The organism is Nocardia suismassiliense (assembly GCF_900269665.1).
GTDB classification, from domain to species: domain Bacteria; phylum Actinomycetota; class Actinomycetes; order Mycobacteriales; family Mycobacteriaceae; genus Nocardia; species Nocardia suismassiliense.
Genome location: NZ_LT985361.1, coordinates 909007 through 932447 on the forward strand (window position 1 = coordinate 909007; position 23441 = coordinate 932447).

A 23441-nucleotide genomic window follows, 5' to 3' on the forward strand; every position below is an offset into this window, starting at 1 on the left:
GAATCCTGACGACGCGCCTTCGGGCTTTGCCGCGTCGAACGACCCGCAATCGGTGGCGAACGGCGACCCCGCGCCTGCCCGCCTGACGGTGGGCATCGTCTCGGCGGGACGCGTCGGCTCCGCCTTGGGCGCGGCACTCGAGCGCGCCGGACACGTGGTGTTCGGTGTCGCCGCGATCTCCGATGCCTCGGTGCGGCGCGCGCAGAATCGTCTGCCCGACTCGGAGATCCTGCCGGTGGAGGACGTGGCCGCGCGCAGCGAGCTGCTGGTACTCGCCGTGCCCGACACCGAGCTGGCCGGTTTGGCCCGCGGCCTGGCCAGCGCGAAGGTGGTCCGGCCGGGCACGATCGTCGCGCACACCTCCGGTGCGAACGGCGTCGGCGTGCTCGCCCCGCTGGCCGACGTCGGCGCGATGCCGTTGGCCATTCATCCGGCGATGACCTTCACCGGTCACGACGAAGACATCACCCGCTTGAGCAACGCCTGCTTCGGCATCACCGCCGCCGACGAGATCGGCTATGCCATCGCGCAGGCGCTGGTGATCGAGATGGGCGGCGAGCCGGTCCGCGTGCAGGAGCACAACCGTGCGCTCTATCACGCCGCGCTCGCGCACGGCAGCAATCACCTGGTCACGCTGATCGTGGATGCCGTTGCCGCACTGCGGGTCGCGCTGGCCGGGCCCGGGCTGCTCGGCCAGCAGATCGTCGACGATCAGCCGAACGGGCTGGCCGAGCGGCTGCTCGCCCCGCTCGCCTCCGCCGCGCTGGACAACGCGCTGCGGCGCGGGCAGTCCGCGCTCACCGGCCCGGTGGCCCGCGGCGACGCGGACGCCGTCGCCGCCCACCTGACCGCACTGGAATCCGTCGACCCGCGCCTGGCCGAGGGCTATCGCGCGCTGTCGCTGCGGACCGCCGAACGGGCGGGCACCAATCCCGCCGTCATCGAACTGTTGAAAGGGCGCTGATGTTCGACCCGAAATTGCGCGGCGCTTATAAACCCGGCGAGTTGACCGTGCACCACGATCCCGCCGTGCTCACCCAGGTGTCCACCGCGCTGCGCGGCGTCGGCCGCACCGTCGCGCTGGTGCCGACGATGGGTGCGCTGCACGAGGGCCATCTGGAGATCGTGCGGCTGGCCAAGAAGAACAATCAGGTCGTCATCGTCTCGATCTTCGTGAATCCCTTGCAGTTCGGCGCGAACGAGGACCTCGACAAATATCCGCGCACCCTCGACGCCGACGTCGAATTGCTGCGCGCGGAGGGCGTCGGGCTGGTGTTCGCGCCGAGCGTGGCCGAGATGTACCCGGACGGCCCGCGCACCACCGTGCAGCCGGGCCCGCTCGGCGCCGAGCTCGAAGGCGCCAGCAGGCCGACGCATTTCGCGGGCATGCTGACCGTGGTCGCGAAGCTGCTGCAGATCGCGCGGCCGACCGAGGTGTACTTCGGCGAGAAGGACTACCAGCAGCTCACGCTGATCCGGCAGATGGTCCGTGACTTGAATTTCGACGTGAAGGTCAAGGCGGTGGCCACCGTACGCGAGCACGACGGCCTGGCCATGTCCTCGCGCAATCGGTTTCTCGATGCGGCACAGCGGGAATCGGCGCTCGGCTTGTCGGCGGCGCTGGCCGCGGGCAGGCACGCGGGCGGCCTCGGCCCGGACGCGGTGGTCGCCGCGGCCCGCCAGGTGCTCGACGCGGTGCCGGGCATCGAGGTCGACTACCTCGAATTGCGTTCCACCACACTCGAACCCGCCCCGGCGACCGGCAATGCCCGGCTGCTCGTCGCCGCCAGGGTCGGCCCGACCCGGCTGATCGACAACGTCGCCGTCACCCTCGGCGCGCCGATCGACGGCCACCCCAACGTCTCCGCCGAGCGGATCTCTCAGCCTGCCTAGGCGACTCACCAACGAAAGGCCGACGCAATGCTGCGCACCATGATGACGTCGAAGATCCACCGTGCCACGGTGACCCACGCCGACCTGCACTACGTCGGCTCGGTGACGGTGGACCAGGATCTGCTCGACGCCGCCGATCTGCTCGAAGGCGAGCAGGTCTGCATCGTCGATATCGACAACGGCGCCCGCCTGGAGACCTATGTCATCGCGGGCGAACGCGGATCCGGCGTGATCGGCATCAACGGCGCCGCCGCTCATTTGGTCCACCCCGGCGATCTGGTCATCCTGATCGCCTACGGCCAGCTGAACGAGCAGGAAATCGCCGAATACGCCCCGAAGGTCGTTTTCGTGGACGAGCGCAATCGCCCGATCGAACTCGGCTCCGATCCGGCGCACGCGCCCGAGGGCTCCGGGCTGACCTCGCCGCGCGCCCTGTCGCTGGCCTGATCGGCCGCGCCGGACATGCTGCTGACCATCGACGTCCGCAATACCAGTATCGTGCTCGGCCTGTTCTCGGGCAGCGGCGCGCATTCGAAACTGGTGCGGCACTGGCGGATCCACACCAATCCGCTGCTGACCGCCGACGAATTCGCCATGCAGGTGCGTGGCCTGATCGGCGCGCAACTCGACGAGGTGATCGGAGTTTCCGCGCTGGCCACGGTGCCGCCGGTGCTGCGCGAGCTGCGCACGATGCTGACCCAGTATTGGGGCAATGTGCCGCACGTGCTGGTGGAGCCGGGGGTGCGCACGGGTATTCCGCTGCTGGTGGACAACCCGAAAGAGGTGGGCGCGGATCGGATCGTGAACTGTCTCGCCGCCTATCAGCACTATTCGTCGCCGGCGATCGTTATCGATTTCGGTACCGCGATCTGTGTCGACCTGGTTTCGGCCAAAGGCGAGTTCCTCGGCGGCATCATCGCCCCCGGCGTGGAGATATCGACTGAAGCTTTGGTGGAGCGCAGCGCGCTACGCCGCGTCGAGCTGGCACGGCCGCGTTCGGTGCTCGGTAAGAACAGTATGGAAGCCATGCAGTCCGGCGCGGTTTTCGGTTTCGCCGGGATGGTGGACGGGCTGATCGACCGGATTCGCGACGAGTTCGAGGCGTTTGCCGGCAGTGACGTCGCGGTGGTCGCGACGGGCCCGAGCGCGGCGCTGATCGTCCCGGAATCGGAGACCATCGACGATCACGACCCGTATCTCACCCTCACCGGCCTGCGTCTCGTATATGAGCGAAACCAGCGCCGCAAGGGTGGTGTCTGATTCTCGCGGTGTCGGATTTGTCGCACCGCGCGGTGCTTGTCGCACCGCGCGGTGCTTGCCGGTACCGCGCGGCATGCTGCTACACTCACCACCGTGTATTTCCGCGTGCGCACTCAGGAGTGTTGTCGAGGCTGACCTGGCCTCGATCGATCGAGGCTGACTATCGCCCTCGACCGTTCGCAACCTCCTGGAGATTCGCTCATGCGTTCTTCCGTTCTCTCCCTTTCCTCAGCCCGGGATGCCTTTTCGGCCAGCCCGCCGCTGGACCGTGCCGTGGCCTCCGCATTGCCGACGCGTCTGCGTCCCGCCGATTTATTGCGGCTGACCGATGAAGGCGCCGAGGACGTGCTGGCCGGACGCTACGACCACCTCCTCCCGGCCGATGGCATTTGGCCCTCCGATGAACGCTGGGCGGCCCGCCTGCTCACCGACGACGAAGTGGATGTCTGGCTGATCAGCTGGACGCCCGGGAAATCGACCGAACTGCACGACCACGCAGGCTCGCTCGGCGCCCTGACCGTTCTCAGCGGCGCTCTTTCCGAATTCCGCTGGAACGGAACCGAACTGCGCCGCCGGGTGCTCGGCGCGGGCGATCAAGCGTCGTTCCCGATCGGCTGGGTGCACGACGTGATGCGTGCCCCGGCGCATTCGGTGGCCGACAGCGCCACCGACTCCCCATTGGACCCCGCACTGCTCGAACCAACGCTCAGCGTGCACGCCTATTCTCCGCCGCTCACCGCCATGTCCTATTACGAGGTCACCGGCCACGGCACCCTGCGGCGTACTCGAACCGTTCTCACCGACCAGCCCGAAGGTGATATGTAATGAGCGAACGTTTGACCATCGACCAGATGCTCGACAACGCGCGCGCCCAGCTGAACCGGATCTATGCCTTCGAATTGCCGAAGGCACTCGCCAGGGGCGCGATTCTGGTGGACATCCGGCCGCAGGCCCAGCGCGTGCGCGAAGGCGCGTTGCCGGGTGCGCTGGTGATCGAGCGGAATGTGCTGGAATGGCGGCTCGATCCGACCAGTTCGGCCCGTTTGGCGCTGGCCACCGATCATGATGTGGAATGGATCATCGCCTGCTCCGAGGGCTATACCTCCAGCCTTGCCGCGGCCGCGCTGCAGCAACTCGGGCTGCATCGGGCGACCGATCTGGTGGGCGGCTATCACGCATTGAAGGCGGCGGGTCTGCTGCACATCGGAATCCGGGCGCCGCACTTCGCGCGTGAGGTGGACGCGCTCGCCTCGCTGTAATTGGCGGCAACGCTTCCATCTCGAATCATCAGGTCGCACAGTCGGTTTCGTGCGCCCATCGATGCATGCTCGCTATTCCGGGTGATTGCGGTCCGTACAAATCCGGCGGGCAAAGCAGTCTCGCGCCGAGACCGATTCGTTACTCCGTGATCTAGGCCGGGCGGGCCGCAAAACGATTTCCGGTGCACGCTAGGGTTGTTGGATGTGAGCACCACCAACACTCCCTCGTCCAGCGATCCCGCATCGGATTCGCGGCCTGCCGTGGCGTCCGACGCCGACGACGCACCCGAACAGATACGGATTCGCAAGGAGAAGCGGGAGCGGCTGCTCGCGGACGGCGGCGACGCGTATCCCGTGGTCGTGCCCCGCACGCATACCCTCGCCGAAATTCGCGCCGCATATCCGGATCTTGCCCCGGACACCCAGACCGGGCTGCAGGCCGGTGTCGCTGGTCGCGTCATATTCATGCGTAATACCGGCAAGCTGTGTTTCGCGACGCTGCAGGAGGGCGACGGCACCAAGCTGCAGGCGATGATCAGCTTGAACGGTGTCGGCGCCGACGCGCTCGCCGCCTGGAAGGCCGATGTCGACCTCGGTGACTTCGTTTTCGTGCACGGCGAGGTGATCTCGTCGCGGACCGGAGAATTGAGCGTCATGGCCGATTCCTGGTTCATGGCGGCCAAGTCGCTGCGGCCGCTGCCGGTGGCGCACAAGGAGATGAACGAGGAGTCGCGGGTCCGGCAGCGTTATGTCGATCTGATCGTGCGCCCGGAAGCCAGGGAAATGGCGCGCACCCGGATCGCGGTGGTGCGCGCGATGCGCAATGCGCTCGAGCGCCGCGGTTTCCTCGAGGTGGAGACGCCGATGCTGCAGACGCTGCACGGCGGCGCGGCGGCCCGGCCGTTCGTCACCCATTCCAATGCCCTGGATATCGATCTCTACCTGCGTATCGCGCCGGAGTTGTTCTTGAAGCGCTGCGTGGTCGGCGGGCTGGAGCAGGTCTTCGAGATCAACCGGAACTTCCGCAACGAGGGTTCGGACTCCACGCATTCCCCCGAGTTCGCGATGCTGGAAACCTATGAGGCGTACGGCACCTACGACGACTCGGCCCGGATGACCCGGGAATTGGTCCAGGAAGTGGCCCAGGAGGTGTTCGGCACCCAGGTGGTGACGCTGGCCGACGGCACCGAATACGACCTGCGTGGCGAGTGGGCGACCGTCGAGATGTACCCGTCGCTCTCCGACGCCCTCGGCGTGTCCGTGACACCGGAAACGTCGATAGCCGAATTGCGTGCGCTCGCCGATCGGGTCGGTCTGGAAATTCCCGAGGACAAGGGCTATGGCCACGGCAAACTCGTCGAGGAACTCTGGGAACACCAGTACGGCGACAAGCTGTACGCGCCGACTTTCGTGCGTGACTTCCCGGTGGAGACCTCACCGCTCACCAGGCAACATCGCACCAAGGCCGGGGTCACCGAGAAGTGGGACCTCTATGTCCGTGGCTTCGAGTTGGCTACTGGCTATTCGGAGTTGGTCGATCCGGTGATCCAGCGCGAGCGCTTCGTGGATCAGGCGCGACTGGCCGCGCAAGGCGACGACGAAGCGATGGCGCTGGACGAGGACTTCCTTGCCGCGATGGAGCACGGCATGCCGCCGACCACCGGCACGGGTATGGGAATCGATCGTCTGTTGATGGCGTTGACGGGTCTCGGAATCCGGGAAACAATACTGTTCCCAATTGTGCGGCCGGTCACTCGCTGACCGGCTGATTGCAAAATCTCGGCCTCGTCTTGGAAAATTTGGAATTCGAGGTATTCTTGCCTCGGGTAATCGGCCTAGTATGCGGGTCGCACGATTTCGAGAGGACGTTCATCTCATGGCAAAGAAGGTCACCGTTAGCCTGATCGACGATGTCGATGGTGAGTCCATCGCGGACGAGACCATCGAGTTTGCGATCGACGGTGTTTCGTACGAGATCGACCTGTCGTCGGCGAATGCCGCGAAGCTGCGTGACGGGCTGGAGGAGTGGGTTTCGAGCGCGCGTCGCGTGAGTGGCCGCCGCCGGACCAAGGCCGCTGCGACCGCGACGGGTGCCCCGAAGAGTCGGGTCTCGATCGACCGGGAACAAAGTGCAGCAATTCGCGAGTGGGCTCGTCGGAATGGACACAAGGTGTCCGCGCGGGGGCGTATCTCCGCCGACATCACCGATGCGTACAACAAGGCCGCGAAGGGTTAGTTTCATATTTTTCAGCCGCCGTCCCAGCGAATCGTGCGACGCCGGGGCGGCGGTTTTCTCTTTCTCCGGTGGCTCATAGGCTGCTGATATAACCGCGCCGCGCGATGACACGCTGGGAGAAGTGGCGCGCGGATCGATCTTGCTCGTGGTTCCGGGACGCGGCACCATGGAAACGTGCGACGGTCACTGACGGTATGGAGAGGCGAGGTATCAGCGCAGTGACTGGATTCGTCGGATCATTTTTGCGATTCCAAGATGACACGGGTCGCCAGCAGGAACTCATGCTCTCCGCCGAACGGGAGCGGGTGACGATCGGGCGCTCCCCGCAGGCCGACCTCGCACTGCCGTGGGACGCCGAGGTGTCCAGGCTGCACGCCGCCATCGAATATCTCGGTGCCCAGTGGACCATCGTGGACGACGGGCTTTCGCGCAACGGCACTTTCGTCAACGGCGACCGACTGGTCGGCAGGCGCAGGTTGATGGCGGGCGACGTCATCCGGGTCGGCACCTCGCGGGTGTCCTTCCACGATTTCGGCGGGGTGGCCGACGACATCACCCGCGTCTCCAGCGGGACGGTGCCGCCCAACTTCCGGCAGCTCACCGAGACTCAGCGTTCGGTGCTGATCGCGCTCTGCCGTCCGTACAAGAACGGCGCGGCCTTCGCGACGCCCGCCTCCAATCAGCAGATCGCCGAGGAACTCTTCCTCAGTGTCCACGCGCTCAAGACGCACCTGCGCGCGCTGTTCGCCAAGTTCGGCGTCGAGGACCTGCCGCAGAACGCGAAGCGGGTCCGGCTGGCGTTCCTGGCGATTCAGAGCGGACTCATCTCCGACCGGGACCTGTGACGCTCCGGTAGACGATTGCTTAGGCGGCCGAGTGTCTCGGCCATGGAGAGCCGTGTCGATACCGGCTTGACTGATACCCAGCGAACCGGAGCGATGAGGGCTCCGGTCGGGGATTGTCCACAGGAGGAATTATGACCGCCGCACGCCTGATCACCTTGGTCGCGGCCATCCTGGCCACCGGGTTGATCGCGGGCCTTTTCTACGGCTACGCGAACTCGGTGATGCCTGCGCTCAACCAGGCCGACGACCGCACGATGATCGACGTGATGCAGAAGATCAACGTGGTCATCATCAATCCGGTCTTCATGATCGGATTCCTCGGCACCGTCGGCTTCTCCATCCTGGCCGCGGCGCTGCACCTGGGTAAGGATCAGCGCACCACGTTGATCTGGATCGGGGTCGGCTTGGCCATCAACATCATTGCGTTCGCGGTCACCTCCGGTCTGAACGTGCCGTTGAACGACCGGCTGATGGCTGCGGGCGATCCGTCTCAGATCGCTGACCTGGCGGCGGTCCGCGCCGACTTCGAAGCCACCTGGGTCCGGTGGAACATCGTCCGGGCGGTGCTGCACACGCTGGCCTTCCTGGTGCTCTGTGGTGCGCTTTTCGTGTCAGGCATGCAGCAGGGCAAGGCGAACGCCGCGGCGGCGCAGGCGACCGGTCAGCAGGTGGCGCAGGGTCACTTCCCGGGCTAGTCGGGGCAGTTTCCCGGCCAGCCGGGTGCCCCGACCTACCGGTAGGGCTGAACACCAACCGCCACAACCAGTTTCGCGACTCGGCTCCGCCTGGGACACGCTGCACGGTAACTTTCTGGAACACGTTCCAGATTTGGAGGCCCCGTGCGGCGTATCCCAGGCTTTTCGTTGCTTCTGTTCGCACTCGCCGCGCTGTGGATCGCCGCGGCGAGCCCCGCGCAGGCCGAGCGGTATCCGGTCGACTACAACTTTTTCGCGGGCATCCCGAACGAACTGACGCAGCCGGGCGGCTCACTGCCCGGCGCCAACGACTGGAGCTGCCGGCCCAGCGCCGCGCACCCGAACCCGGTGGTGCTCGCGCACGGTACCGGCGGAGGAGCACAGACGAATTGGGGTGTATACGCGCCGCTGCTGGCCAATCAGGGCTACTGCGTGTACTCGATGACCTACGGCGCCTACGACCTGCCCTGGCCCATCTCGGCCATTGGCGGCATGTTGCCAATGGAGCAGAGCGCACCCCAATTCGCGGCCTTCGTGGACCGGGTGCTCGCCGCGACCGGCGCGCCGAAAGTCGACATCGTCGGTCACTCGCAGGGCAATTTCATCGGCAACTACTTCGTCAAACGGCTCGGCGGTGCGGCCAAGGTGGACAAGCTGGTCGCCATCGCGCCGCCGTGGCTCGGCTCGAACGTCGCCGGCGTCGCCGAGATCGCGGCCTTCAGTCAGCGCCTCGGCGCCGGGCCGGGCTTCGACGCGCTGGTCGGCTCGCTGTGCCAGGCCTGTCGCCAGGTCTTTGCCGGCTCGGACTTCGTGCGGGCGCTGAACGCGGACGGGGTCTATCCCCCGGCGGTCACCTACACCAATATCGCCACCCGCCTGGACGAACTCGTCGTGCCGTACACGTCGGGGCTGGTACCCGGACCGAACGTGACGAACATCGTGGTCCAGGACGGCTGCGCCGAGGACTTCTCCGAGCACGCGGGCATCGCGGGCAGCCCACGCGCCGCCGCCTACGTGCTCAACGCCCTCGACCCGGCCCATCCACAGGACGTGCCGTGCGGTTTCATCCCGCCGTTCACCGGGTAGCACCCCCGGCGAACGCCCGATCCGGACGAAGTTGTTCGCTCAGGGCAAAACCCGATTCGGAAACGAATAGTGCAACGCTCACGTTATGAGTGAATGACCGTGCTGACGCTGGTCGCCAATAGGGTGGACTGGCGGCGGCAGTAACCCCCGCCAACTAGAGTGGAGGCGGGGGCCGCAACCCCCGGGCTTCATGGCAGGCTGACGCCCACGGTTGTTACACAGCACACTGCGGCGTCTGTTGCCAGAATGTCGGAGCAGGAGAGTGAGGGAGCGATGTTCGAGAGGTTCACCGACCGCGCGAGGCGTGTCGTTGTCCTGGCCCAAGAAGAGGCCCGGATGCTCAACCACAACTACATCGGTACCGAGCACATCCTGCTGGGGCTGATTCATGAGGGTGAGGGTGTCGCGGCGAAGTCGCTGGAGTCGCTCGGCATTTCGTTGGAGGGCGTGCGTAGCCAGGTGGAGGAGATCATCGGGCAGGGCCAGCAGGCTCCGTCGGGTCATATCCCGTTCACCCCGCGGGCCAAGAAAGTGCTGGAGTTGAGTCTGCGTGAGGCGTTGCAGCTCGGCCATAACTACATCGGTACCGAGCACATCCTGCTCGGGCTCATCCGTGAGGGTGAGGGTGTCGCCGCGCAGGTGCTGGTCAAGCTCGGCGCTGATTTGAACCGGGTGCGCCAGCAGGTCATCCAGCTGCTGTCGGGATACCAGGGCAAGGAACCGGTCGAATCCGGCTCCCGCGGTGAGGCGGGTACTCCGTCGACCTCGCTGGTACTCGACCAGTTCGGCCGTAACCTGACCCAGGCCGCCCTGGAGGGCAAGCTCGACCCGGTCATCGGCCGCTCGAAAGAGATCGAGCGGGTGATGCAGGTGCTGAGCCGGCGCACCAAGAACAACCCGGTACTGATCGGCGAACCCGGTGTCGGTAAGACCGCCGTCGTCGAAGGCCTCGCCCAAGCCATCGTCAATGGTGAGGTCCCGGAGACGCTGAAGGACAAGCAGCTCTACACCCTCGACCTCGGGTCGTTGGTGGCGGGTAGCCGTTACCGTGGTGATTTCGAGGAGCGGCTGAAGAAGGTCCTCAAGGAGATCAACACTCGCGGTGACATCATCTTGTTCATCGACGAGCTCCACACCTTGGTGGGTGCGGGTGCCGCCGAGGGCGCGATCGACGCCGCCTCGATTTTGAAGCCGAAGCTGGCTCGTGGCGAGTTGCAGACCATCGGCGCCACCACTTTGGATGAGTACCGCAAGTACATCGAGAAGGACGCCGCGCTGGAGCGCCGGTTCCAGCCGGTCCAGGTCGGTGAGCCGACGGTCGAGCACACCATCAACATTCTCAAGGGTCTGCGCGACCGTTACGAGGCCCACCATCGGGTCTCGATCACCGATGGCGCACTGGTGGCCGCGGCCACCTTGGCGGATCGTTATATCAATGATCGGTTCTTGCCGGACAAGGCGATCGACTTGGTCGATGAGGCGGGTGCGCGGATGCGGATCCGTCGGATGACCGCTCCGCCGGATCTGCGTGAGTTCGATGACAAGATCGCTGATGCGCGCCGGGAGAAGGAAAGCGCGATCGACGCGCAAGACTTCGAGAAGGCGGCACGGCTGCGGGACAAGGAAAAGCAGCTCGTCGCCAAGCGTGCTGAGCGGGAGAAGCAGTGGCGTTCCGGTGATCTCGATGTGGTTGCTGAGGTCGATGATGAGCAGATCGCGGAGGTGCTGGCCAACTGGACCGGTATCCCGGTGTTCAAGCTGACCGAGGAGGGGACCACCCGGCTGCTGCGGATGGAGGATGAGCTGCACAAGCGGATCAGCGGCCAGGAGGATGCGGTCAAGGCCGTGTCGAAGGCGATCCGCCGCACCCGTGCGGGGTTGAAGGATCCGAAGCGTCCGTCGGGGTCGTTCATCTTCGCCGGACCTTCGGGTGTGGGTAAGACCGAGCTGGCGAAGTCGCTGGCGAACTTCCTCTTCGGTGATGATGATGCGCTGATCCAGATCGACATGGGCGAGTTCCATGACCGGTTCACCGCCTCACGCCTGTTCGGTGCTCCTCCCGGGTATGTCGGGTATGAGGAGGGTGGGCAGCTGACCGAGAAGGTGCGGCGTAAGCCGTTCTCGGTGGTGTTGTTCGACGAGATCGAGAAGGCCCATCAGGCGATCTACAACACCCTGCTGCAAGTCCTCGAGGATGGTCGTCTGACCGATGGTCATGGCCGGACCGTGGACTTCAAGAACACGGTGCTGATCTTCACCTCCAACCTCGGCACCTCCGATATCTCCAAGGCGGTCGGGCTCGGGTTCACTCAGTCCAACATTCAGGGGTCGAACTACGAGCGGATGAAGCTCAAGGTCAACGACGAGCTGAAGAAGCATTTCCGGCCCGAGTTCCTCAACCGGATCGACGATGTCATCGTCTTCCACCAGCTGACCACCGATCAGATCGTGCAGATGGTGGACTTGATGATCGGCCGCGTCGGGGTCCAGTTGAAGAACAAGGACATGTCGATGGAACTGTCCGAGCAAGGCAAAGCCCTGCTCGCCAAGCGTGGCTTCGACCCCGTGCTCGGTGCCCGGCCCCTGCGCCGGACCATCCAACGCGAGATCGAAGACCAACTCTCGGAGAAGATCCTCTTCGGCGAGATCGGCCCCGGCCAAACCGTCTACGTCGACGTCGAAGGCTGGGACGGCGAAGGCTCCGGCGAGGACGCCAAGTTCACCTTTGTCGGCAAGACGAAGCTGACCAAGGCGGACAAGGGCGACGACAAGCCCGAGGTCGTGCTGACCGGTGCCGCTGAAGGCACCGCGGAAGCCGCAGGCGAGTAAAAGCACTACGCGAAAGGCCCGCTCCCTTTGGGGGGCGGGCCTTTTCGTTTCCCGCCGGCGCGCCCACGGAACAGGCGCCGAGCGAGCAGCGCCACGGTGAGCACGACGATCCAGCACAGCACCGGGACGATCCAGAGGAACGGCCAGGGATCCCAGTCGTGGATATTCATGGCAAAAGCCTGCGCCGGGCACCTGCCGCCGGACATCGGGCGCGCGTCGGCACTCGTCGTACGCCTCGGTGCGTATACGGGCGTACTTTGGATGGGGTTCGTCGAACCGATCCGGGGGTGCCATGACAAATCCAGACCTGACACTGATCGCCGTACTACTCGACCGCTCGGGGTCGATGCAGTCGATCAAATCCGATACCGAGGGCGGGTTCAGCGCTTTCATCGAGGAACAGCGCAAGCTACCCAAGACGATCGAGGTGACGCTGGCGCAGTTCGACACCGAATACGAATGCGTCTACGCGAACCGCCCGGTCGCGCGGTCGGCAGGCTGGTCACCGACGTCGGCGCGGAGCTGGCGAAACGGCCCGAACACGAACGCCCGGGCACGGTGATCGTCGTGGTGCTCACCGACGGTCACGAGAATTCGAGCAAGGAGTGGACCCATACCGCGGTGAAATCGCTGATCACCCAGCAGCAGGACGTCCACAGCTGGAATTTCCTGTTCCTGGGCGCGAATATGGATGCCGTCGCGATCGGCACCGGAATGGGTTTCGACCCGAACAACTCGATCACCTATGCCGCCGCGCCACAGGGAGTTTCGGGAGTTTTCCGCGCCGCGTCGGCCAGCTCGGCCCGGTTGCAGACCGCACCGCCCGGTGCCCCACGCGGCGGATTCACCGCCGCCGAGCGCGAACAGTCGAACCCCGGCAGCGCCTAGGGCCTGTCTACTGCCACCCTGGCCGCACCACGCCGGATTCATAAGCCAGCACGACCAATTGGGTGCGGTCGCGGGCGCCGAGCTTCATCAGGATGCGGCTGACGTGCGTGCGGGCGGTGGCCGGGCTCATGAACAGCCGCTCGCCGATCTCCGCGTTCGTCAGCCCCTCGGCGACCAGGACCAGCACCTCGCGCTCGCGATCGGTGAGCTCGGAAAGTGTGGCCGGTGGCGGGGTTTTGGCGTGCGCGGAGAATTCGGCGATCAGGCGGCGGGTGACGCCGGGGGAGAGCAGCGCGTCACCGGCCGCGACCACCCGCACGGCGCGCACCAGATCGGCCGGCTCGGTGTGCTTGACCAGGAAACCCGTTGCGCCGGACCGCATCGCCTCGAAGACGTACTCGTCGAGCTCGAAGGTGGTCAGCACGACCACCTTCACCTCGGCCAGCTTGTCGTCCTCGGCGATCATCCTGGTGGCGGCGAGGCCGTCCAGGATCGGCATCCTGATGTCCATCAGCACCACGTCCGGGAGGAGACTGCGGGTCATCCGCACGGCCTGTTCGCCGTTGTCCGCCTCGCCGACCACCTCGATGCCGTCCTGCGCTTCCAGTAGCGCGACGAAACCGCCGCGCACCAGCGCTTGATCATCGGCCACCAGGACCCGAACAGCCATTGCGTCTCCTACAGTGCAGGCCCGGGTGCGCTGTGTTGCTGTGCCTTGTCGTCCGGCCGGATCGGCCGCACATTGTCGGGCCGGGCCACGTCGTCCGGGCGGCTGGGCGGTGCCGCGTTGTCGGCGCGACTCGGCAGCGGGCGGTGCGCGCTCGGCGCCATCGGCCGCAACGGCAGGCGCGCCGCGACCCGGAACCCACCGCTCGGGCGGGGACCGGCGGTGAGCGCGCCGCCGAGGGCGTGCGTCCGCTCGCGCATACCGATGATTCCGTTGCCGCCGCTGGTTCCCGATCTCGTCGCGGGGGCGGTCGGGCGGGAGTTGTCGACGGTGAGATCGACCGACTGCGCGGCGTAGCGCACCGTCACCGTGGCTTCCGCGCCCGGCGCGTGCCGCACCACGTTGGTCAGCGACTCCTGGATGATGCGCGCGGCCGCCACGTCGATCACGCTGGGCAGCTGCTGTGGTTCGCCGATTATCTTGGTGCCCACCGTCAATCCGGCCGCGCGGGCGCGCTGCAGCAGGGTGTCCAGCTCGGCGATGCTCGGCGCGGGCGCGCGTGGTGCGGCCGGGCGCGGCTCGGGTTCGGTGGATTCGCCACCGGCCCTATTCGATTGCTCCTCCGCTGCCGAAATACGCTCGGCACCAGCGGCATTGCGCCCGGTCCAGCCGCGCGGGCGGCGACGGCTCGGTGCGTCGCGTTCGACCTCGGCGAATTCTTCCTCGGCGTCGCCTGATTCGTCGGCGACCGTGCCGCCGGTGCGGATCGCGTGCAGCAGCGTGTGCACCTCGGTGAGCGCGTCGCGGCTGGCCGTCTTGATCGCGTCCAGGGCGGAGGCCGCCTGCTCGGGCTTCTTGTCGAACAGCTCCAGTGCCACCGAGGACTGCACGTTGATCAGCGAAAGGCTGTGCGCCAGTACGTCGTGCAGCTCGCGCGCGATGGCGAGGCGCTCCTCGCTGGCCCGCCGCTCCCGCTGCGCCTCCTCGTCCCGGCGCGCGGCCTCGGCCCGCTGCCTGCGCGCGACCAGCACGGTCTTGCGCTGCCGGATGCCCTCCACCACGCACAACAGCACGACCAGCCAGGCCATCAGCGCGAAGATCGGCCAGAGATTTGCTCCGCGCCCGAGCAATGCGGGCAACGGCCAGATCAGCACGAAGTAGCCGACCGGCACGAGCGGGTAAGTCCACCAGCGTGATCCAGTGCTTGCCGCCGTCAAGAAGGCGATGATCAACGACAAGAAGATCGGCCCGTACCCGTAGCCGAGTGTCGGATAGAGCAGGCAGGCACCGAAGGCCACGAGCAGTACCGGCATCGGCCGGGCCCGCCGCCAGATCAGCGCCACCGGACCGGCGAGTAGTAGCAGGTACCCCACGAAGTCGAGGGAGTTCTCGCCCATTCTCATGTTCGCGAACGTGCCGCCCACGATTTGGAGCGCGGCCACGACCAGCGCCACGCCCCAATCCCAGCCAAGCGAGCTTCGACTCATCATCCCTGCCCTCACTTACAGCAGCCTATTCGGCTTACCCGCGGTTCGGCGTCCGCCTCGCTACGTATTACTCAGGTAACGCTGGAGCGTAGTGCGCTTTACGTACACCGAACGTCGCCGCGCGGCGGATGTGGCGGGACCGGCCCGCGGCGGATTCTCGGTGCATGACAGATTCGATCGTGGTCACCCGAGGGTTGACCAAACGCTATGGCGCGCATACCGCGGTGGACGGCGTGAGCATGAGCGTTGCGGCCGGGGAGATCTACGGATTCCTCGGTCCGAACGGCGCGGGCAAGACGACCACGCTGCGCATGCTGGTCGGGCTGATCCGTCCGAGCGAGGGCGCCGCGACGGTGGCCGGCCATGCGCCGGGTGACCCCGCGGTGGTTCGCCGGATCGGTGTGCTCATCGAGGGGCCCGGCTTCTACCCGTACCTATCCGGGCGGGACAACCTGCGTGTGCTCGCGAAATACCGGGGCATCGGCTACCCGGCGGTGGAGGAGTCGCTGGCCCGGGTGGGCCTGGCCGATCGCGCCGACGACAAGTTCCGCACCTACTCACTCGGCATGAAGCAGCGACTCGGGGTCGGTGCGGCGCTGCTCGGCACGCCCGACCTGCTGATCCTGGACGAGCCGACGAACGGCCTGGACCCACAGGGCATGGCCGAAATGCGGGAACTGATCACCACTCTCGCCGGCGACGGGCACACGGTGCTGCTGTCGAGTCACATGCTCAGCGAGGTGCAGGAGATCTGCGACCGGGTGGGCGTGATCGCGCAGGGCAAGCTGCTCGTCGAGTCGACCGTGGCCGAACTGCGCGGCGGCTCCTCGCTGCTGCTGCGGGCCGATCCGCTGGAAGTGGCGTTCCCCGCGGTGCGGGCGGTGGTCGGTGAACGCGCCGCGATGCTGACCGCGAGCGGCATCCGGATCGAGGCGGGGACCGGCACCGCGCCCGCCGTCGCGCGGGCGGTCGTCGCAGCGGGCGCGGACCTGCTCGAACTGCGGATCGACGAAAAGTCCCTGGAAGAAGTGTTTTTCGAGATGACTCAGCTGGAAGTGGCGAAATGACTGTGCAAGACCTGTTGGCGAGCACCAGGGCCGAGGCGCTGCGGCTGCGGAAGTGGCCCGCGTTCTGGATCGTCCTCGGCACCTGGATTCTGCTGAACCTGACCTTTTCCTACCTGTTCAACTATCTCGCCTACACCTCGGGCGAGTCGACCCGCATGTCGAACGGCCTGCCGAAAGAGGCGCTGCTGCAACAGATGCTGCCCGCCGCGGTACCCGCGGTGTTCACCCAGGGCATGGCGATGTTCGGTGGTGCGCTGATGCTGGTGCTCGGGGCACTGACCACCGGCAGCGGATTCGGCTGGGGCACTTGGAAAACCGTGTTCACCCAGGGGCCGTCGCGGATCAGTGCGGTCGGCGGCGTGGTGGTGAGCCTGGTTGCCGTGGTGGTCGGGCTGGTGCTCACCGCGTTCGTGGTTGACATCGGGGTGGCGGCGCTGATCGGCGCGACCCAGTCGCAGTCGCTCGCGCTGCCGTCGCTGAACCAGTCGGCGCTCGGAATCCTCACCGGCACCGCAATTCTGGGCATGTGGACGTTGGCGGGCGCACTGATCGGGGTGGTCGCTCGCGGTCCGGCGCTGGCCGTCGGCCTCGGGCTGGTCTGGGTGCTGGTGGTGGAGAACCTGCTGCGCGGTGTCGCGGCCATCTTCGCGCCGATCGCGGTGCTCACCGATCACCTGCCCGGTACGGCCGCCGGTTCCCTGGCCGGCGCGATGCGGACGGTGGGCGCCGGGACACCCGGTGTGCTCGACATCCTGTCGCGGACCGAAGCGCTGATCGTGCTCGGGGGCTACATCGTCGTCTTCGTGGCGGGGACCCTGTGGCTGATGCGCAGCCGCGATCTCGTGTGAGCGATCCTGGATCGAAAGCCGTTGGTGGACAACCGCCAACGGCTTTCGTATGTCAGCCGAGCGCGGAACGGGCGAGCTGACCCAGCGCGTCGGCGATGTGCGCCGACGTCAGGCCTCGGCTGCGTTGCTGCTGGTACACCTCCGCCGCCAAGGGCGCGAGGAGCGGATCGACCAGGGCGTCGGGATCGCGAATTTTGCCTGCCACCAACAGCGCTCGCACATGGGCGTACCAGAACCCGTACGCGCCCGTCGCGAACCGCGCACCACCGGTTTCCGCGCCGAGTACTAAATCCGCGTGGGCGTCCAGCAATTCGACCATCGCGGCGTAGAACGCGGCCAGTCGTTCGGCGGGTGGCGCCCCGGGGCCGAGCGGTGGCGGGCCGCCGAGCAGCTGCTCTTGCAGTGCCCGTTCGTGTTCGTCCAGCAGGGCGACGGCGATCGAGTTCGTGTCCGGGTAACGGCGGTACAGGGTGCCGCGGCCGACACCCGCCGCCTTGGCGATGTCGTCCATGGTGACGGTGCGTGGGTCGCGGGTGGCGAACAGCTCGGCGGCTGCGGCCAGCACCTTGGCCCGGTTGCGTGCCGCGTCCGCGCGTTCGGGCACGACCGAGGGTGCGGCCTGCCCGGCGAGCAGATCCCTGTGGCTGGTCATGCCGCTGACTGTACCGGATTTTCCAGACAAGTGGACAGTATGTCCGTTTGTGGTTATGGTCGCTTCTGTCATCAAGTGGACATGTTGTCCATTTGATGCTCGAGCACTTCGAGGTGTCGGCAAGGGTCGATGCCCGACATGAACCACAGAGTGAGGTCTGACCATGAGCAACCTGCTGCACCTGGATGCGAGCGCCCGTACCCGTTCGATCAGCCGGGAGCTGAGTACGGCGTTCGCCGAAGCCTGGCGCGCCGAGAACCCGGACGGCGGCTATCGCTACCGGGACCTGGCGGCCGAACCGGTGCCGTTCATCGACGCGGCGTGGACCGAACTGTGCGATGCGGTACTCGCGCAGGATCGCACCGATCTGGACCGGCTCGGCGAGCTGGTGCGCACACCGGAGCAGGCCGCGGCATGGGCGATCGTCGAGCCGCTGCTGGCCGAGGTGCTGGCCGCGGACGTCATCCTGATCGGCACCCCGATGTACAACTACTCGATTCCGGCGTCGCTCAAGGCGTGGCTGGATCAGGTGACCTTCCCGCGAATGTCCCTGGGACACCGCCGTTTCGTCGTGGTGACCGCCCGGGGTGGCGCGTACGCACCCGGTGCACCGAAGGCCGCCTTCGACTATCAGGAGCGTTTCCTGCGGGACTTCTTCGCGGGCCACTTCGCCGTCCAGGACACCGTTTTCGTGAACGCCGAGCTGGCCAATGCCAGGCAGGATCCCGCGCTGGCACACCTGCGCGGTCAGCACGACGAGTCGTACGCGCTGGCCATGGCGACTGCGCGCGCCCTCGCGAAGGAGTACTGACATGAACTGGGTGCTGCTCGGCATCGCGGGTCTGGTGGAGATCGTCTGGTCGCAGAGCATCAAACCGACGGAGAACTTCACCCGCCTGGTGCCGACCGTGATCTGCTTCGTGCTCGGTGCCACCGCGGTGTATCTGCTGTCCAGGGCCATGCAGACCTTGCCTGTCGGTACCGCGTACGCGGTCTTCACCGGAATCGGCGCGATCGGGGCCATCGGTCTCGGGATCGTGGTGCACAAGGACCCGCTCAGCGCGGGGCGGGTGCTCGCGCTCTCGCTGATCCTCGGCGGGATCGTGCTGGCCCGGGTCACCAATCCGGAGTAGGCAGGGCTTCGAAGTGTCGACGCGGCAGCATGTTTCGCGCTGCCTATGCCACTTATCGGGGGCAGATCACGCCTGCGCTGCGTCGACAAAGGTTGCTAATGCGGCGCTCTAGTCTGACCCCGAGACGTGCGGCGGCGGGCTGGCTAAGCTCGGGGGCTGCATCGGAAATTGCTTACCAGCGAAAGGGATTTAATGCCTACACGTACCGCGCGTACCGCTTGGACCGGCTCTCTGCAGGAGGGGTCGGGGCAGGTCGAGCTGGCCAGCTCCGGGGTCGGCAAGTACGACGTGTCGTTCCCGAAGCGCTCCGCCGACGAGGCCGACGGGACCACCAGCCCGGAGGAGCTCATCGCGGCCGCGCACTCGTCCTGCTACGCGATGGCGCTCTCGGCGCAGATCGGCAATGCGGGCGGCACCCCGGAGAGCCTGGACGTCACCGCCGACGTGACCCTCGGCCCCGACCCGGCCGGCGGCTTCCGGATCTCCGGCATCAAGCTGACCGTGCGCGGCAAGGTCTCCGGCATCGACGCCGACGCCTTCGCCGCCGCGGCCGAGGCCGCCAAGGCCGGCTGCCCGGTCAGCAAGGCGCTCGCGGGCGTCGACCACATCCTGCTCGACGCGGCCCTGGCGTAGTTGGCACTCGCATCGTCGCATGGTTTTTCGCACACCGGCTGGTGTGCGGAAAGCCATGTAATTATGCGAATTGTTCAGGCCGCCGAAAGAATCGACGAGCTTCGGGGTGATACATCGCCGGGATGGCGACCAGGACCGCGACGATGTGGATAACGCGGAACAGGCCGATGGTCGCGGATTCGACGGTGATATTCGCGAACAGGTCGCCGAACTTGTCGGCGGACAGCAGCGCGGCCAGCGGCTCGATGACCAGTGACAGCAGGCCGATCACGCCGATGCCGAAGGTCAATACCAGCCGGGCCCAGCGGGCGCCGTGTGTCATCCGGATGGCGACCAGCAGCACGACCAGGTAGATGCCCAGTCGCATAACGAGACCCGTCGCCAGGCCCGCCACGTCGACCGCCTCGCGTTCGAGCAGCACGGCGAGCTGAACAATCGCCTCGGCGACCCCGGCGAGCAGTGCGACGACCATGCCGAGATAGGCGATACGGATGGCGCGTGGCGGCCCGACGGGCGCACCCGAACGAAGCGGTGCGGGCCAAAGCGAAAGGGCGGTGTCGGTCATGACACCGACACTGCCCCTCGTCTTCTGGATGCGGATCAGCCCGCGGTAGCGATCGACTCTCGTACCGGAGTATCAGTGCGCGTGGCGAATTCGGTGAGCGCGGCGAAGCCGAGGGCCAGGCAGGCCCACAGCGTCGCGGTCTGGGCCAGCGACGCCACCCGGAACTGCCACAGCAGGCTGGCCGGGAAGTCCGCCCTCACCTCGTCGACGCCGGGCAGCAGGAGGTAGCCCACCGCCGTGACGAGCACGAACACGGCGACTCCGGCGATCAGCCGCAGCATGCTCAGCCGCCCGCGCAGCACCTTGTAGACGTACACGCCGACACCGACCGCCACCAAGCCGAGCAGCACCGCCGCCAACCACAGCAGGGTGCGCTGGTTGATCGTGTCCGGATCGCCGACCGCGGGTGGGTTCGCTGGATATTTGAAGAACGGCACCGCGACGATCGCGGCCCAGCCACCGAGGCCCAGTGCGAGTGCGAGTTTCGGCCCGGAGAACGTCGTGTAGCGCCGCGCGAAGTGCGCGACCGTGGCGAAGATCGCGCCGAGCGCCAGGCCGGCCAGGCCGAGGGCGAGGAACTGTCCCGCCTTCTGCCCGGCGCGGCTGACCAGTGGTTCTTCCTCGTCGCCGTGCGAATGTGCGCCGCTCGCCTCCGGTTCCGCGCCGTGCGGATGATCCGCGGCGGAACCGGCTTCCTCGATGGCGATGGCGGCGTCGACCTTCGGCTCGCCGACGAAGTAGCCGACCGATGCGGCCAGCAGGCCAGCGATCAGGCCCGCTAAGAGTCCGCGCAAAAGGAGGGTCTTGAGCGAACCGATCAGTGGCACGGAAGCCCCAGCAAGTGACGTCCGTCGTGCATCAGCTCATGCAGGTACATCCCGCTGCGCGAGATGAAGCCCTGGTCGAACCCGACCAGGTACAGCGTGAGCAATGCCAGAAGAACGACACCTACCGTGACGAGCACAGTGGCGAGTGAATCGGTTGCCCGGCTCGGCGAATGCGCGATAGCCATGCGAGTCCTCCTAGGGATGCGCGTCCCGTCGAATAGGGGCGAGAGTGCCGGTGTCTGGCTGTCCGGCACCCAGGGGCTCGATGCATGGAACACAGTGGCGCGACCGCTCCGGAATTTCACCGGATTACCGCATCACCCTCGCGTTTTGTCCTTCGAACTGTGACACCTGGAGGCACCCGACGTCAATATGACCAGCGCGGACCGCGCCCCGCCGTCGGGCGAGTCGCCGGGCAGGTCAGTCCGCCCGGCCATCCCCGGACTACGTCAGCTCGCGGGCTTTGCGGCCACGTCGAGGACCACCTCGAATTCGAGCAGCGAAGCACCCGTGGAGACCGGCTTCTGCCGCTCACCCGCGTGCGCCTCGCGCGCGGGCCCGTCCCGCCAGGCCGCGAACGACTCTTCCGAATCCCACTGGGTGACAACGAAGTACCGGTTCTCGCCGGCGGTCGGCCGGAGCAACTGGAAGCCGAGGAAACCGGGCGAACCCTCGACCGCGTGCGCACGGTGGGCGAACCGCTTCTCCAACTCGGGGCCAGCGCCCTCGGGAACCTCGATCGCGTTGATCTTCACAACAGCCATGGCCTCGACAATACGACCCGCGAGCGGCCGCTCGGTATGGGCAGTATCCGGGGGCAGCGCGCACGCCGCGCGCGAGCCCGGCAGAATCGGCGGGGTGTTGCACGACGAAGGCGGAGCGGGGGTGCCGATCCTGCTGCTGCACGGACTGATGGGCAGCGCCCGGACCTGGCACGACCAACTGGACTGGCTGCGCGACTACGGCCACGTCTACACCTTCGATGCCGCGGGCCACGGCAGACCGGCGCCTGCCGAACTGACCACCGAGGCTTTCGTCGCCGACCTGACCGCCGCCACCGCGGGCATCACCGAGCCCATGGTGGTGATCGGGCACTCGATGGGCGCGCTGCACGGCTGGGTCTTCGCCGCGACGCACCCCGAGCGGGTGCGCGCGCTGGTGATCGAGGACATCGCCCCCGATTTCACCGGCCGCACGGCGGCGAACTGGGCGGCGATGATCGAGGCGTGGCCGCAACCGTTTCCGGACGCGGCGGCGGTGCTGAAGTTCTTCGGGCCGGTCGCCGGGCGGTACTTCCTCAACTCGTTCGAGCACGGTTCGGACGGCTACCGGCTGCACGGCTCGGTCGCGACCTTCCGCGACATCTCCGAGGAATGGGGCAGTCGCGACTTCTGGCCGCAGTGGCACGCCATCCGCGTGCCCGCCCTGCTGCTGGAGGGCGAGCACACCATCACCCCGCCCGGCCAGATGCGTCGGATGGCCGAGGTCCACCCCGACGCCGAGCACGTACTCGTCACCGGCGCAGCGCATCTCGTGCACGACGACCAACCCGAGCACTACCGCGCCGAGGTCGAACGTTTCCTCCGCCGCGTCCTGAACCCGTAGCGCTCGGCACAGCCGCACACGGTCAGGCGTCGATACCACCTTCGCCGGCGAGGGCGAACAGGCCGTCGACGGTCTGCTCGATCAGCCCGTCGACCAGTAGCGAGTCCAGCGCGCGGGCCCGCTGGCCTGGGTCGCGCGGCCACGCCAGATCCAGCCGCACCCGTTCCACCGGACCGGTCGCGCCGCGCAGCACGTCGAGCAGGCGGCCGCGGGCTTGGCGGTCGGTGCCCTCGTATTTCTGTGTGCGGCGCACGATTTCGGAGACCGGTCGGCCCGCGGTGACCCACGCACAGGTCGGCAGCGGGCAGCGGGCACAGTCCGGTGTGCGGGCGGTGCACACCGTCGCGCCCAGCTCCATCAGCGCGGCCGAGAACACCGCGGCGCGGTCGATCTGTTGCGGCAGTAGGGCTTCGGTCTCCGGCAGATCGCGCGAGGACGGGTTGCCGGCCTCGGCCCGCCCGTGCACGGCGCGGGCGACCACCCGGCGCACATTGGTGTCGACCACCGGAACCCGTTGGCCGTAGGCGAAACACGCGACCGCCCGCGCGGTGTACGCCCCGATGCCGGGCAGGCTGAGCAGCACCTCGACGTCGGCGGGCACCTCGTCGCCGTGCTCGGCCGCCAGCACCCTGGCGCACTCGTGCAGCCGCAGCGCGCGGCGCGGATAGCCGAGTTTGCCCCAGGCCCGCAGCACCTCGGCCTGCGAGGAGGCCGCCATCGCCGACGGCACCGGCCAGCGCGCCACCCACTCGCGCCAGATCGGCTCGACCCGGACCACCGGCGTCTGCTGCAGCATGATCTCGCTCATCAGGATCTGCCACGCGGTCACCTCGGCCCGACGCCACGGCAGGTCGCGTGCGGTCTCGGCGTACCAGTCGAGCAACACGTCCGCGTCGATGCTGTTCGGAGCTTTCCTCACTGTTCCTGTCCTACTGCTGCCGGTCGGTATTTGCCGACCTGTAACCA

The 23441-nt window shown here is 67.0% G+C and carries 29 protein-coding genes and 1 riboswitch; of the genes, 20 read left to right on the forward strand and 9 right to left on the reverse strand.

Annotation, left to right across the window (positions count from 1 at the left end; genetic code table 11):
- Positions 1-52 precede the first annotated feature (52 nt).
- The 12 genes from DBO33_RS04070 to DBO33_RS04125 all read left to right on the forward strand — a co-directional run bounded on the left by DBO33_RS04070 (position 53) and on the right by DBO33_RS04125 (position 12103).
- Positions 53-964 (forward strand): Rossmann-like and DUF2520 domain-containing protein, encoded by a 912-nt coding sequence (locus DBO33_RS04070; RefSeq protein WP_107659963.1) that lies wholly within the window; start codon positions 53-55, stop codon positions 962-964.
- Positions 964-1893, forward strand: a complete 930-nt coding sequence (gene panC / locus DBO33_RS04075; RefSeq protein WP_107653834.1) for a pantoate--beta-alanine ligase — start codon at positions 964-966, stop codon at positions 1891-1893. The genes DBO33_RS04070 and panC overlap by 1 nt, the downstream gene beginning before the upstream one ends.
- Before the next feature lie 27 nt (positions 1894-1920).
- Positions 1921-2340 (forward strand): aspartate 1-decarboxylase, encoded by a 420-nt coding sequence (gene panD / locus DBO33_RS04080; RefSeq protein WP_107653835.1) that lies wholly within the window; start codon positions 1921-1923, stop codon positions 2338-2340.
- Between the two features lie 15 nt (positions 2341-2355).
- Positions 2356-3153: a type III pantothenate kinase gene (locus DBO33_RS04085; protein WP_107653836.1), complete on the forward strand. Its 798-nt coding sequence runs from the start codon at positions 2356-2358 to the stop codon at positions 3151-3153.
- Positions 3154-3354: 201 nt separating this feature from the next.
- Positions 3355-3978 (forward strand): cysteine dioxygenase, encoded by a 624-nt coding sequence (locus DBO33_RS04090; protein ID WP_107653837.1) that lies wholly within the window; start codon positions 3355-3357, stop codon positions 3976-3978.
- Between the two features lie 11 nt (positions 3979-3989).
- The gene (locus DBO33_RS04095; RefSeq protein WP_107659964.1) at positions 3990-4412 is read left to right on the forward strand and encodes a rhodanese-like domain-containing protein; all 423 of its coding nucleotides are present in this window, start codon (positions 3990-3992) and stop codon (positions 4410-4412) included.
- A gap of 261 nt (positions 4413-4673) precedes the next feature.
- Entirely contained in the window at positions 4674-6173 is a 1500-nt protein-coding gene (gene lysS / locus DBO33_RS04100; RefSeq protein ID WP_107653838.1) for a lysine--tRNA ligase, read from the forward strand.
- 115 nt (positions 6174-6288) lie between these two features.
- A complete protein-coding gene (locus DBO33_RS04105) occupies positions 6289-6648 on the forward strand; it encodes a histone-like nucleoid-structuring protein Lsr2 (RefSeq protein ID WP_107653839.1) in 360 nt (119 codons plus the stop codon).
- A 281-nt stretch (positions 6649-6929) separates the two neighbouring features.
- Complete coding sequence (locus DBO33_RS04110; protein ID WP_234390687.1) at positions 6930-7493, forward strand: FHA domain-containing protein; 564 nt, start codon at positions 6930-6932, stop codon at positions 7491-7493.
- A 131-nt stretch (positions 7494-7624) separates the two neighbouring features.
- Positions 7625-8188 carry an anthrone oxygenase family protein gene (locus DBO33_RS04115; protein WP_107653841.1) on the forward strand — a complete coding sequence of 188 codons (564 nt, stop codon included), beginning with the start codon at positions 7625-7627 and terminating at the stop codon, positions 8186-8188.
- 144 nt (positions 8189-8332) lie between these two features.
- Positions 8333-9274 carry an esterase/lipase family protein gene (locus tag DBO33_RS04120; protein WP_107653842.1) on the forward strand — a complete coding sequence of 314 codons (942 nt, stop codon included), beginning with the start codon at positions 8333-8335 and terminating at the stop codon, positions 9272-9274.
- 273 nt (positions 9275-9547) lie between these two features.
- Entirely contained in the window at positions 9548-12103 is a 2556-nt protein-coding gene (locus DBO33_RS04125) for an ATP-dependent Clp protease ATP-binding subunit (RefSeq protein WP_107653843.1), read from the forward strand.
- Positions 12104-12108: 5 nt separating this feature from the next.
- Here DBO33_RS04125 and DBO33_RS42570 read toward each other — a convergent pair whose 3' ends face one another.
- On the reverse strand, positions 12109-12273 hold the full coding sequence (locus tag DBO33_RS42570; RefSeq protein WP_159080114.1) for a hypothetical protein: 165 nt from the start codon (positions 12271-12273) through the stop codon (positions 12109-12111).
- A gap of 122 nt (positions 12274-12395) precedes the next feature.
- Between DBO33_RS42570 and DBO33_RS43825 the strand changes: the two genes are divergently transcribed.
- The gene (locus tag DBO33_RS43825) at positions 12396-12665 is read left to right on the forward strand and encodes a hypothetical protein (protein WP_234390688.1); all 270 of its coding nucleotides are present in this window, start codon (positions 12396-12398) and stop codon (positions 12663-12665) included.
- Positions 12563-12991 carry a hypothetical protein gene (locus tag DBO33_RS04130; RefSeq protein WP_234390689.1) on the forward strand — a complete coding sequence of 143 codons (429 nt, stop codon included), beginning with the start codon at positions 12563-12565 and terminating at the stop codon, positions 12989-12991. The genes DBO33_RS43825 and DBO33_RS04130 overlap by 103 nt, the downstream gene beginning before the upstream one ends.
- 7 nt (positions 12992-12998) lie before the next feature.
- On the opposite strand, the gene DBO33_RS04135 is transcribed toward DBO33_RS04130, so the two are convergent.
- Both DBO33_RS04135 and DBO33_RS04140 read right to left on the reverse strand, forming a co-directional pair.
- Positions 12999-13661 (reverse strand): response regulator transcription factor, encoded by a 663-nt coding sequence (locus DBO33_RS04135; protein WP_107653844.1) that lies wholly within the window; start codon positions 13659-13661, stop codon positions 12999-13001.
- A gap of 8 nt (positions 13662-13669) precedes the next feature.
- Positions 13670-15145, reverse strand: a complete 1476-nt coding sequence (locus DBO33_RS04140; protein WP_107659965.1) for a sensor histidine kinase — start codon at positions 15143-15145, stop codon at positions 13670-13672.
- Positions 15146-15309: 164 nt separating this feature from the next.
- Here DBO33_RS04140 and DBO33_RS04145 point away from each other — a divergent pair, with 164 nt between their 5' ends.
- Complete coding sequence (locus DBO33_RS04145; protein ID WP_107659966.1) at positions 15310-16212, forward strand: ABC transporter ATP-binding protein; 903 nt, start codon at positions 15310-15312, stop codon at positions 16210-16212.
- Positions 16209-17060, forward strand: coding sequence for an ABC transporter permease (locus DBO33_RS04150; RefSeq protein WP_107653845.1), 852 nt, complete (start codon positions 16209-16211; stop codon positions 17058-17060). The genes DBO33_RS04145 and DBO33_RS04150 overlap by 4 nt, the downstream gene beginning before the upstream one ends.
- A gap of 52 nt (positions 17061-17112) precedes the next feature.
- Here the strand turns inward: DBO33_RS04150 and DBO33_RS04155 are convergent, their stop codons facing one another.
- Positions 17113-17712: a TetR/AcrR family transcriptional regulator gene (locus DBO33_RS04155; protein ID WP_107653846.1), complete on the reverse strand. Its 600-nt coding sequence runs from the start codon at positions 17710-17712 to the stop codon at positions 17113-17115.
- 163 nt (positions 17713-17875) lie between these two features.
- Here DBO33_RS04155 and DBO33_RS04160 point away from each other — a divergent pair, with 163 nt between their 5' ends.
- The 3 genes from DBO33_RS04160 (at position 17876) to DBO33_RS04170 (ending at position 19478) form a co-directional block, all read left to right on the forward strand.
- Entirely contained in the window at positions 17876-18523 is a 648-nt protein-coding gene (locus DBO33_RS04160; protein WP_107653847.1) for an FMN-dependent NADH-azoreductase, read from the forward strand.
- Position 18524: 1 nt separating this feature from the next.
- Positions 18525-18845, forward strand: a complete 321-nt coding sequence (locus DBO33_RS04165) for a DMT family transporter (protein WP_107653848.1) — start codon at positions 18525-18527, stop codon at positions 18843-18845.
- A 192-nt stretch (positions 18846-19037) separates the two neighbouring features.
- Complete coding sequence (locus DBO33_RS04170) at positions 19038-19478, forward strand: OsmC family peroxiredoxin (RefSeq protein WP_107653849.1); 441 nt, start codon at positions 19038-19040, stop codon at positions 19476-19478.
- A gap of 61 nt (positions 19479-19539) precedes the next feature.
- On the opposite strand, the gene DBO33_RS04175 is transcribed toward DBO33_RS04170, so the two are convergent.
- From DBO33_RS04175 to mhuD, 4 genes are all read right to left on the reverse strand, one after another.
- Positions 19540-20043 (reverse strand): hypothetical protein, encoded by a 504-nt coding sequence (locus DBO33_RS04175; RefSeq protein ID WP_107653850.1) that lies wholly within the window; start codon positions 20041-20043, stop codon positions 19540-19542.
- Between the two features lie 35 nt (positions 20044-20078).
- On the reverse strand, positions 20079-20870 hold the full coding sequence (locus DBO33_RS04180; protein WP_107653851.1) for a CbtA family protein: 792 nt from the start codon (positions 20868-20870) through the stop codon (positions 20079-20081).
- Positions 20861-21055 carry a CbtB domain-containing protein gene (locus tag DBO33_RS04185; RefSeq protein ID WP_107653852.1) on the reverse strand — a complete coding sequence of 65 codons (195 nt, stop codon included), beginning with the start codon at positions 21053-21055 and terminating at the stop codon, positions 20861-20863. Before DBO33_RS04185 ends, DBO33_RS04180 begins: the two co-directional genes overlap by 10 nt.
- Before the next feature lie 28 nt (positions 21056-21083).
- A riboswitch (cobalamin riboswitch) is annotated at positions 21084-21248 on the reverse strand.
- 71 nt (positions 21249-21319) lie between these two features.
- Positions 21320-21634 carry a mycobilin-forming heme oxygenase MhuD gene (gene mhuD / locus DBO33_RS04190; RefSeq protein ID WP_107653853.1) on the reverse strand — a complete coding sequence of 105 codons (315 nt, stop codon included), beginning with the start codon at positions 21632-21634 and terminating at the stop codon, positions 21320-21322.
- Positions 21635-21728: 94 nt separating this feature from the next.
- Between mhuD and DBO33_RS04195 the strand changes: the two genes are divergently transcribed.
- A complete protein-coding gene (locus DBO33_RS04195; protein ID WP_107653854.1) occupies positions 21729-22475 on the forward strand; it encodes an alpha/beta fold hydrolase in 747 nt (248 codons plus the stop codon).
- A 22-nt stretch (positions 22476-22497) separates the two neighbouring features.
- On the opposite strand, the gene DBO33_RS04200 is transcribed toward DBO33_RS04195, so the two are convergent.
- Entirely contained in the window at positions 22498-23394 is an 897-nt protein-coding gene (locus tag DBO33_RS04200) for an HhH-GPD family protein (RefSeq protein ID WP_107653855.1), read from the reverse strand.
- Between the last annotated feature and the right edge of the window lie 47 nt (positions 23395-23441).

Bases quoted from the DNA above. Each gene is read 5' to 3' on its own strand.
- DBO33_RS04185 (WP_107653852.1), bottom strand. From the start codon at position 21,055: ATGGCTATCGCGCATTCGCCGAGCCGGGCAACCGATTCACTCGCCACT.
- DBO33_RS04175 (WP_107653850.1), bottom strand. From the start codon at position 20,043: ATGACCGACACCGCCCTTTCGCTTTGGCCCGCACCGCTTCGTTCGGGT.
- DBO33_RS04140 (WP_107659965.1), bottom strand. From the start codon at position 15,145: ATGAGTCGAAGCTCGCTTGGCTGGGATTGGGGCGTGGCGCTGGTCGTG.
- DBO33_RS04145 (WP_107659966.1), top strand. From the start codon at position 15,310: ATGACAGATTCGATCGTGGTCACCCGAGGGTTGACCAAACGCTATGGC.
- DBO33_RS43825 (WP_234390688.1), top strand. From the start codon at position 12,396: ATGACAAATCCAGACCTGACACTGATCGCCGTACTACTCGACCGCTCG.
- DBO33_RS04115 (WP_107653841.1), top strand. From the start codon at position 7,625: ATGACCGCCGCACGCCTGATCACCTTGGTCGCGGCCATCCTGGCCACC.
- DBO33_RS04160 (WP_107653847.1), top strand. From the start codon at position 17,876: ATGAGCAACCTGCTGCACCTGGATGCGAGCGCCCGTACCCGTTCGATC.
- DBO33_RS42570 (WP_159080114.1), bottom strand. From the start codon at position 12,273: ATGAATATCCACGACTGGGATCCCTGGCCGTTCCTCTGGATCGTCCCG.
- mhuD (WP_107653853.1), bottom strand. From the start codon at position 21,634: ATGGCTGTTGTGAAGATCAACGCGATCGAGGTTCCCGAGGGCGCTGGC.
- DBO33_RS04085 (WP_107653836.1), top strand. From the start codon at position 2,356: ATGCTGCTGACCATCGACGTCCGCAATACCAGTATCGTGCTCGGCCTG.
- DBO33_RS04130 (WP_234390689.1), top strand. From the start codon at position 12,563: ATGCGTCTACGCGAACCGCCCGGTCGCGCGGTCGGCAGGCTGGTCACC.
- DBO33_RS04150 (WP_107653845.1), top strand. From the start codon at position 16,209: ATGACTGTGCAAGACCTGTTGGCGAGCACCAGGGCCGAGGCGCTGCGG.
- DBO33_RS04110 (WP_234390687.1), top strand. From the start codon at position 6,930: ATGCTCTCCGCCGAACGGGAGCGGGTGACGATCGGGCGCTCCCCGCAG.
- panC (WP_107653834.1), top strand. From the start codon at position 964: ATGTTCGACCCGAAATTGCGCGGCGCTTATAAACCCGGCGAGTTGACC.
- DBO33_RS04125 (WP_107653843.1), top strand. From the start codon at position 9,548: ATGTTCGAGAGGTTCACCGACCGCGCGAGGCGTGTCGTTGTCCTGGCC.
- DBO33_RS04165 (WP_107653848.1), top strand. From the start codon at position 18,525: ATGAACTGGGTGCTGCTCGGCATCGCGGGTCTGGTGGAGATCGTCTGG.
- DBO33_RS04170 (WP_107653849.1), top strand. From the start codon at position 19,038: ATGCCTACACGTACCGCGCGTACCGCTTGGACCGGCTCTCTGCAGGAG.
- DBO33_RS04105 (WP_107653839.1), top strand. From the start codon at position 6,289: ATGGCAAAGAAGGTCACCGTTAGCCTGATCGACGATGTCGATGGTGAG.
- DBO33_RS04090 (WP_107653837.1), top strand. From the start codon at position 3,355: ATGCGTTCTTCCGTTCTCTCCCTTTCCTCAGCCCGGGATGCCTTTTCG.
- panD (WP_107653835.1), top strand. From the start codon at position 1,921: ATGCTGCGCACCATGATGACGTCGAAGATCCACCGTGCCACGGTGACC.
- DBO33_RS04135 (WP_107653844.1), bottom strand. From the start codon at position 13,661: ATGGCTGTTCGGGTCCTGGTGGCCGATGATCAAGCGCTGGTGCGCGGC.
- DBO33_RS04155 (WP_107653846.1), bottom strand. From the start codon at position 17,712: ATGACCAGCCACAGGGATCTGCTCGCCGGGCAGGCCGCACCCTCGGTC.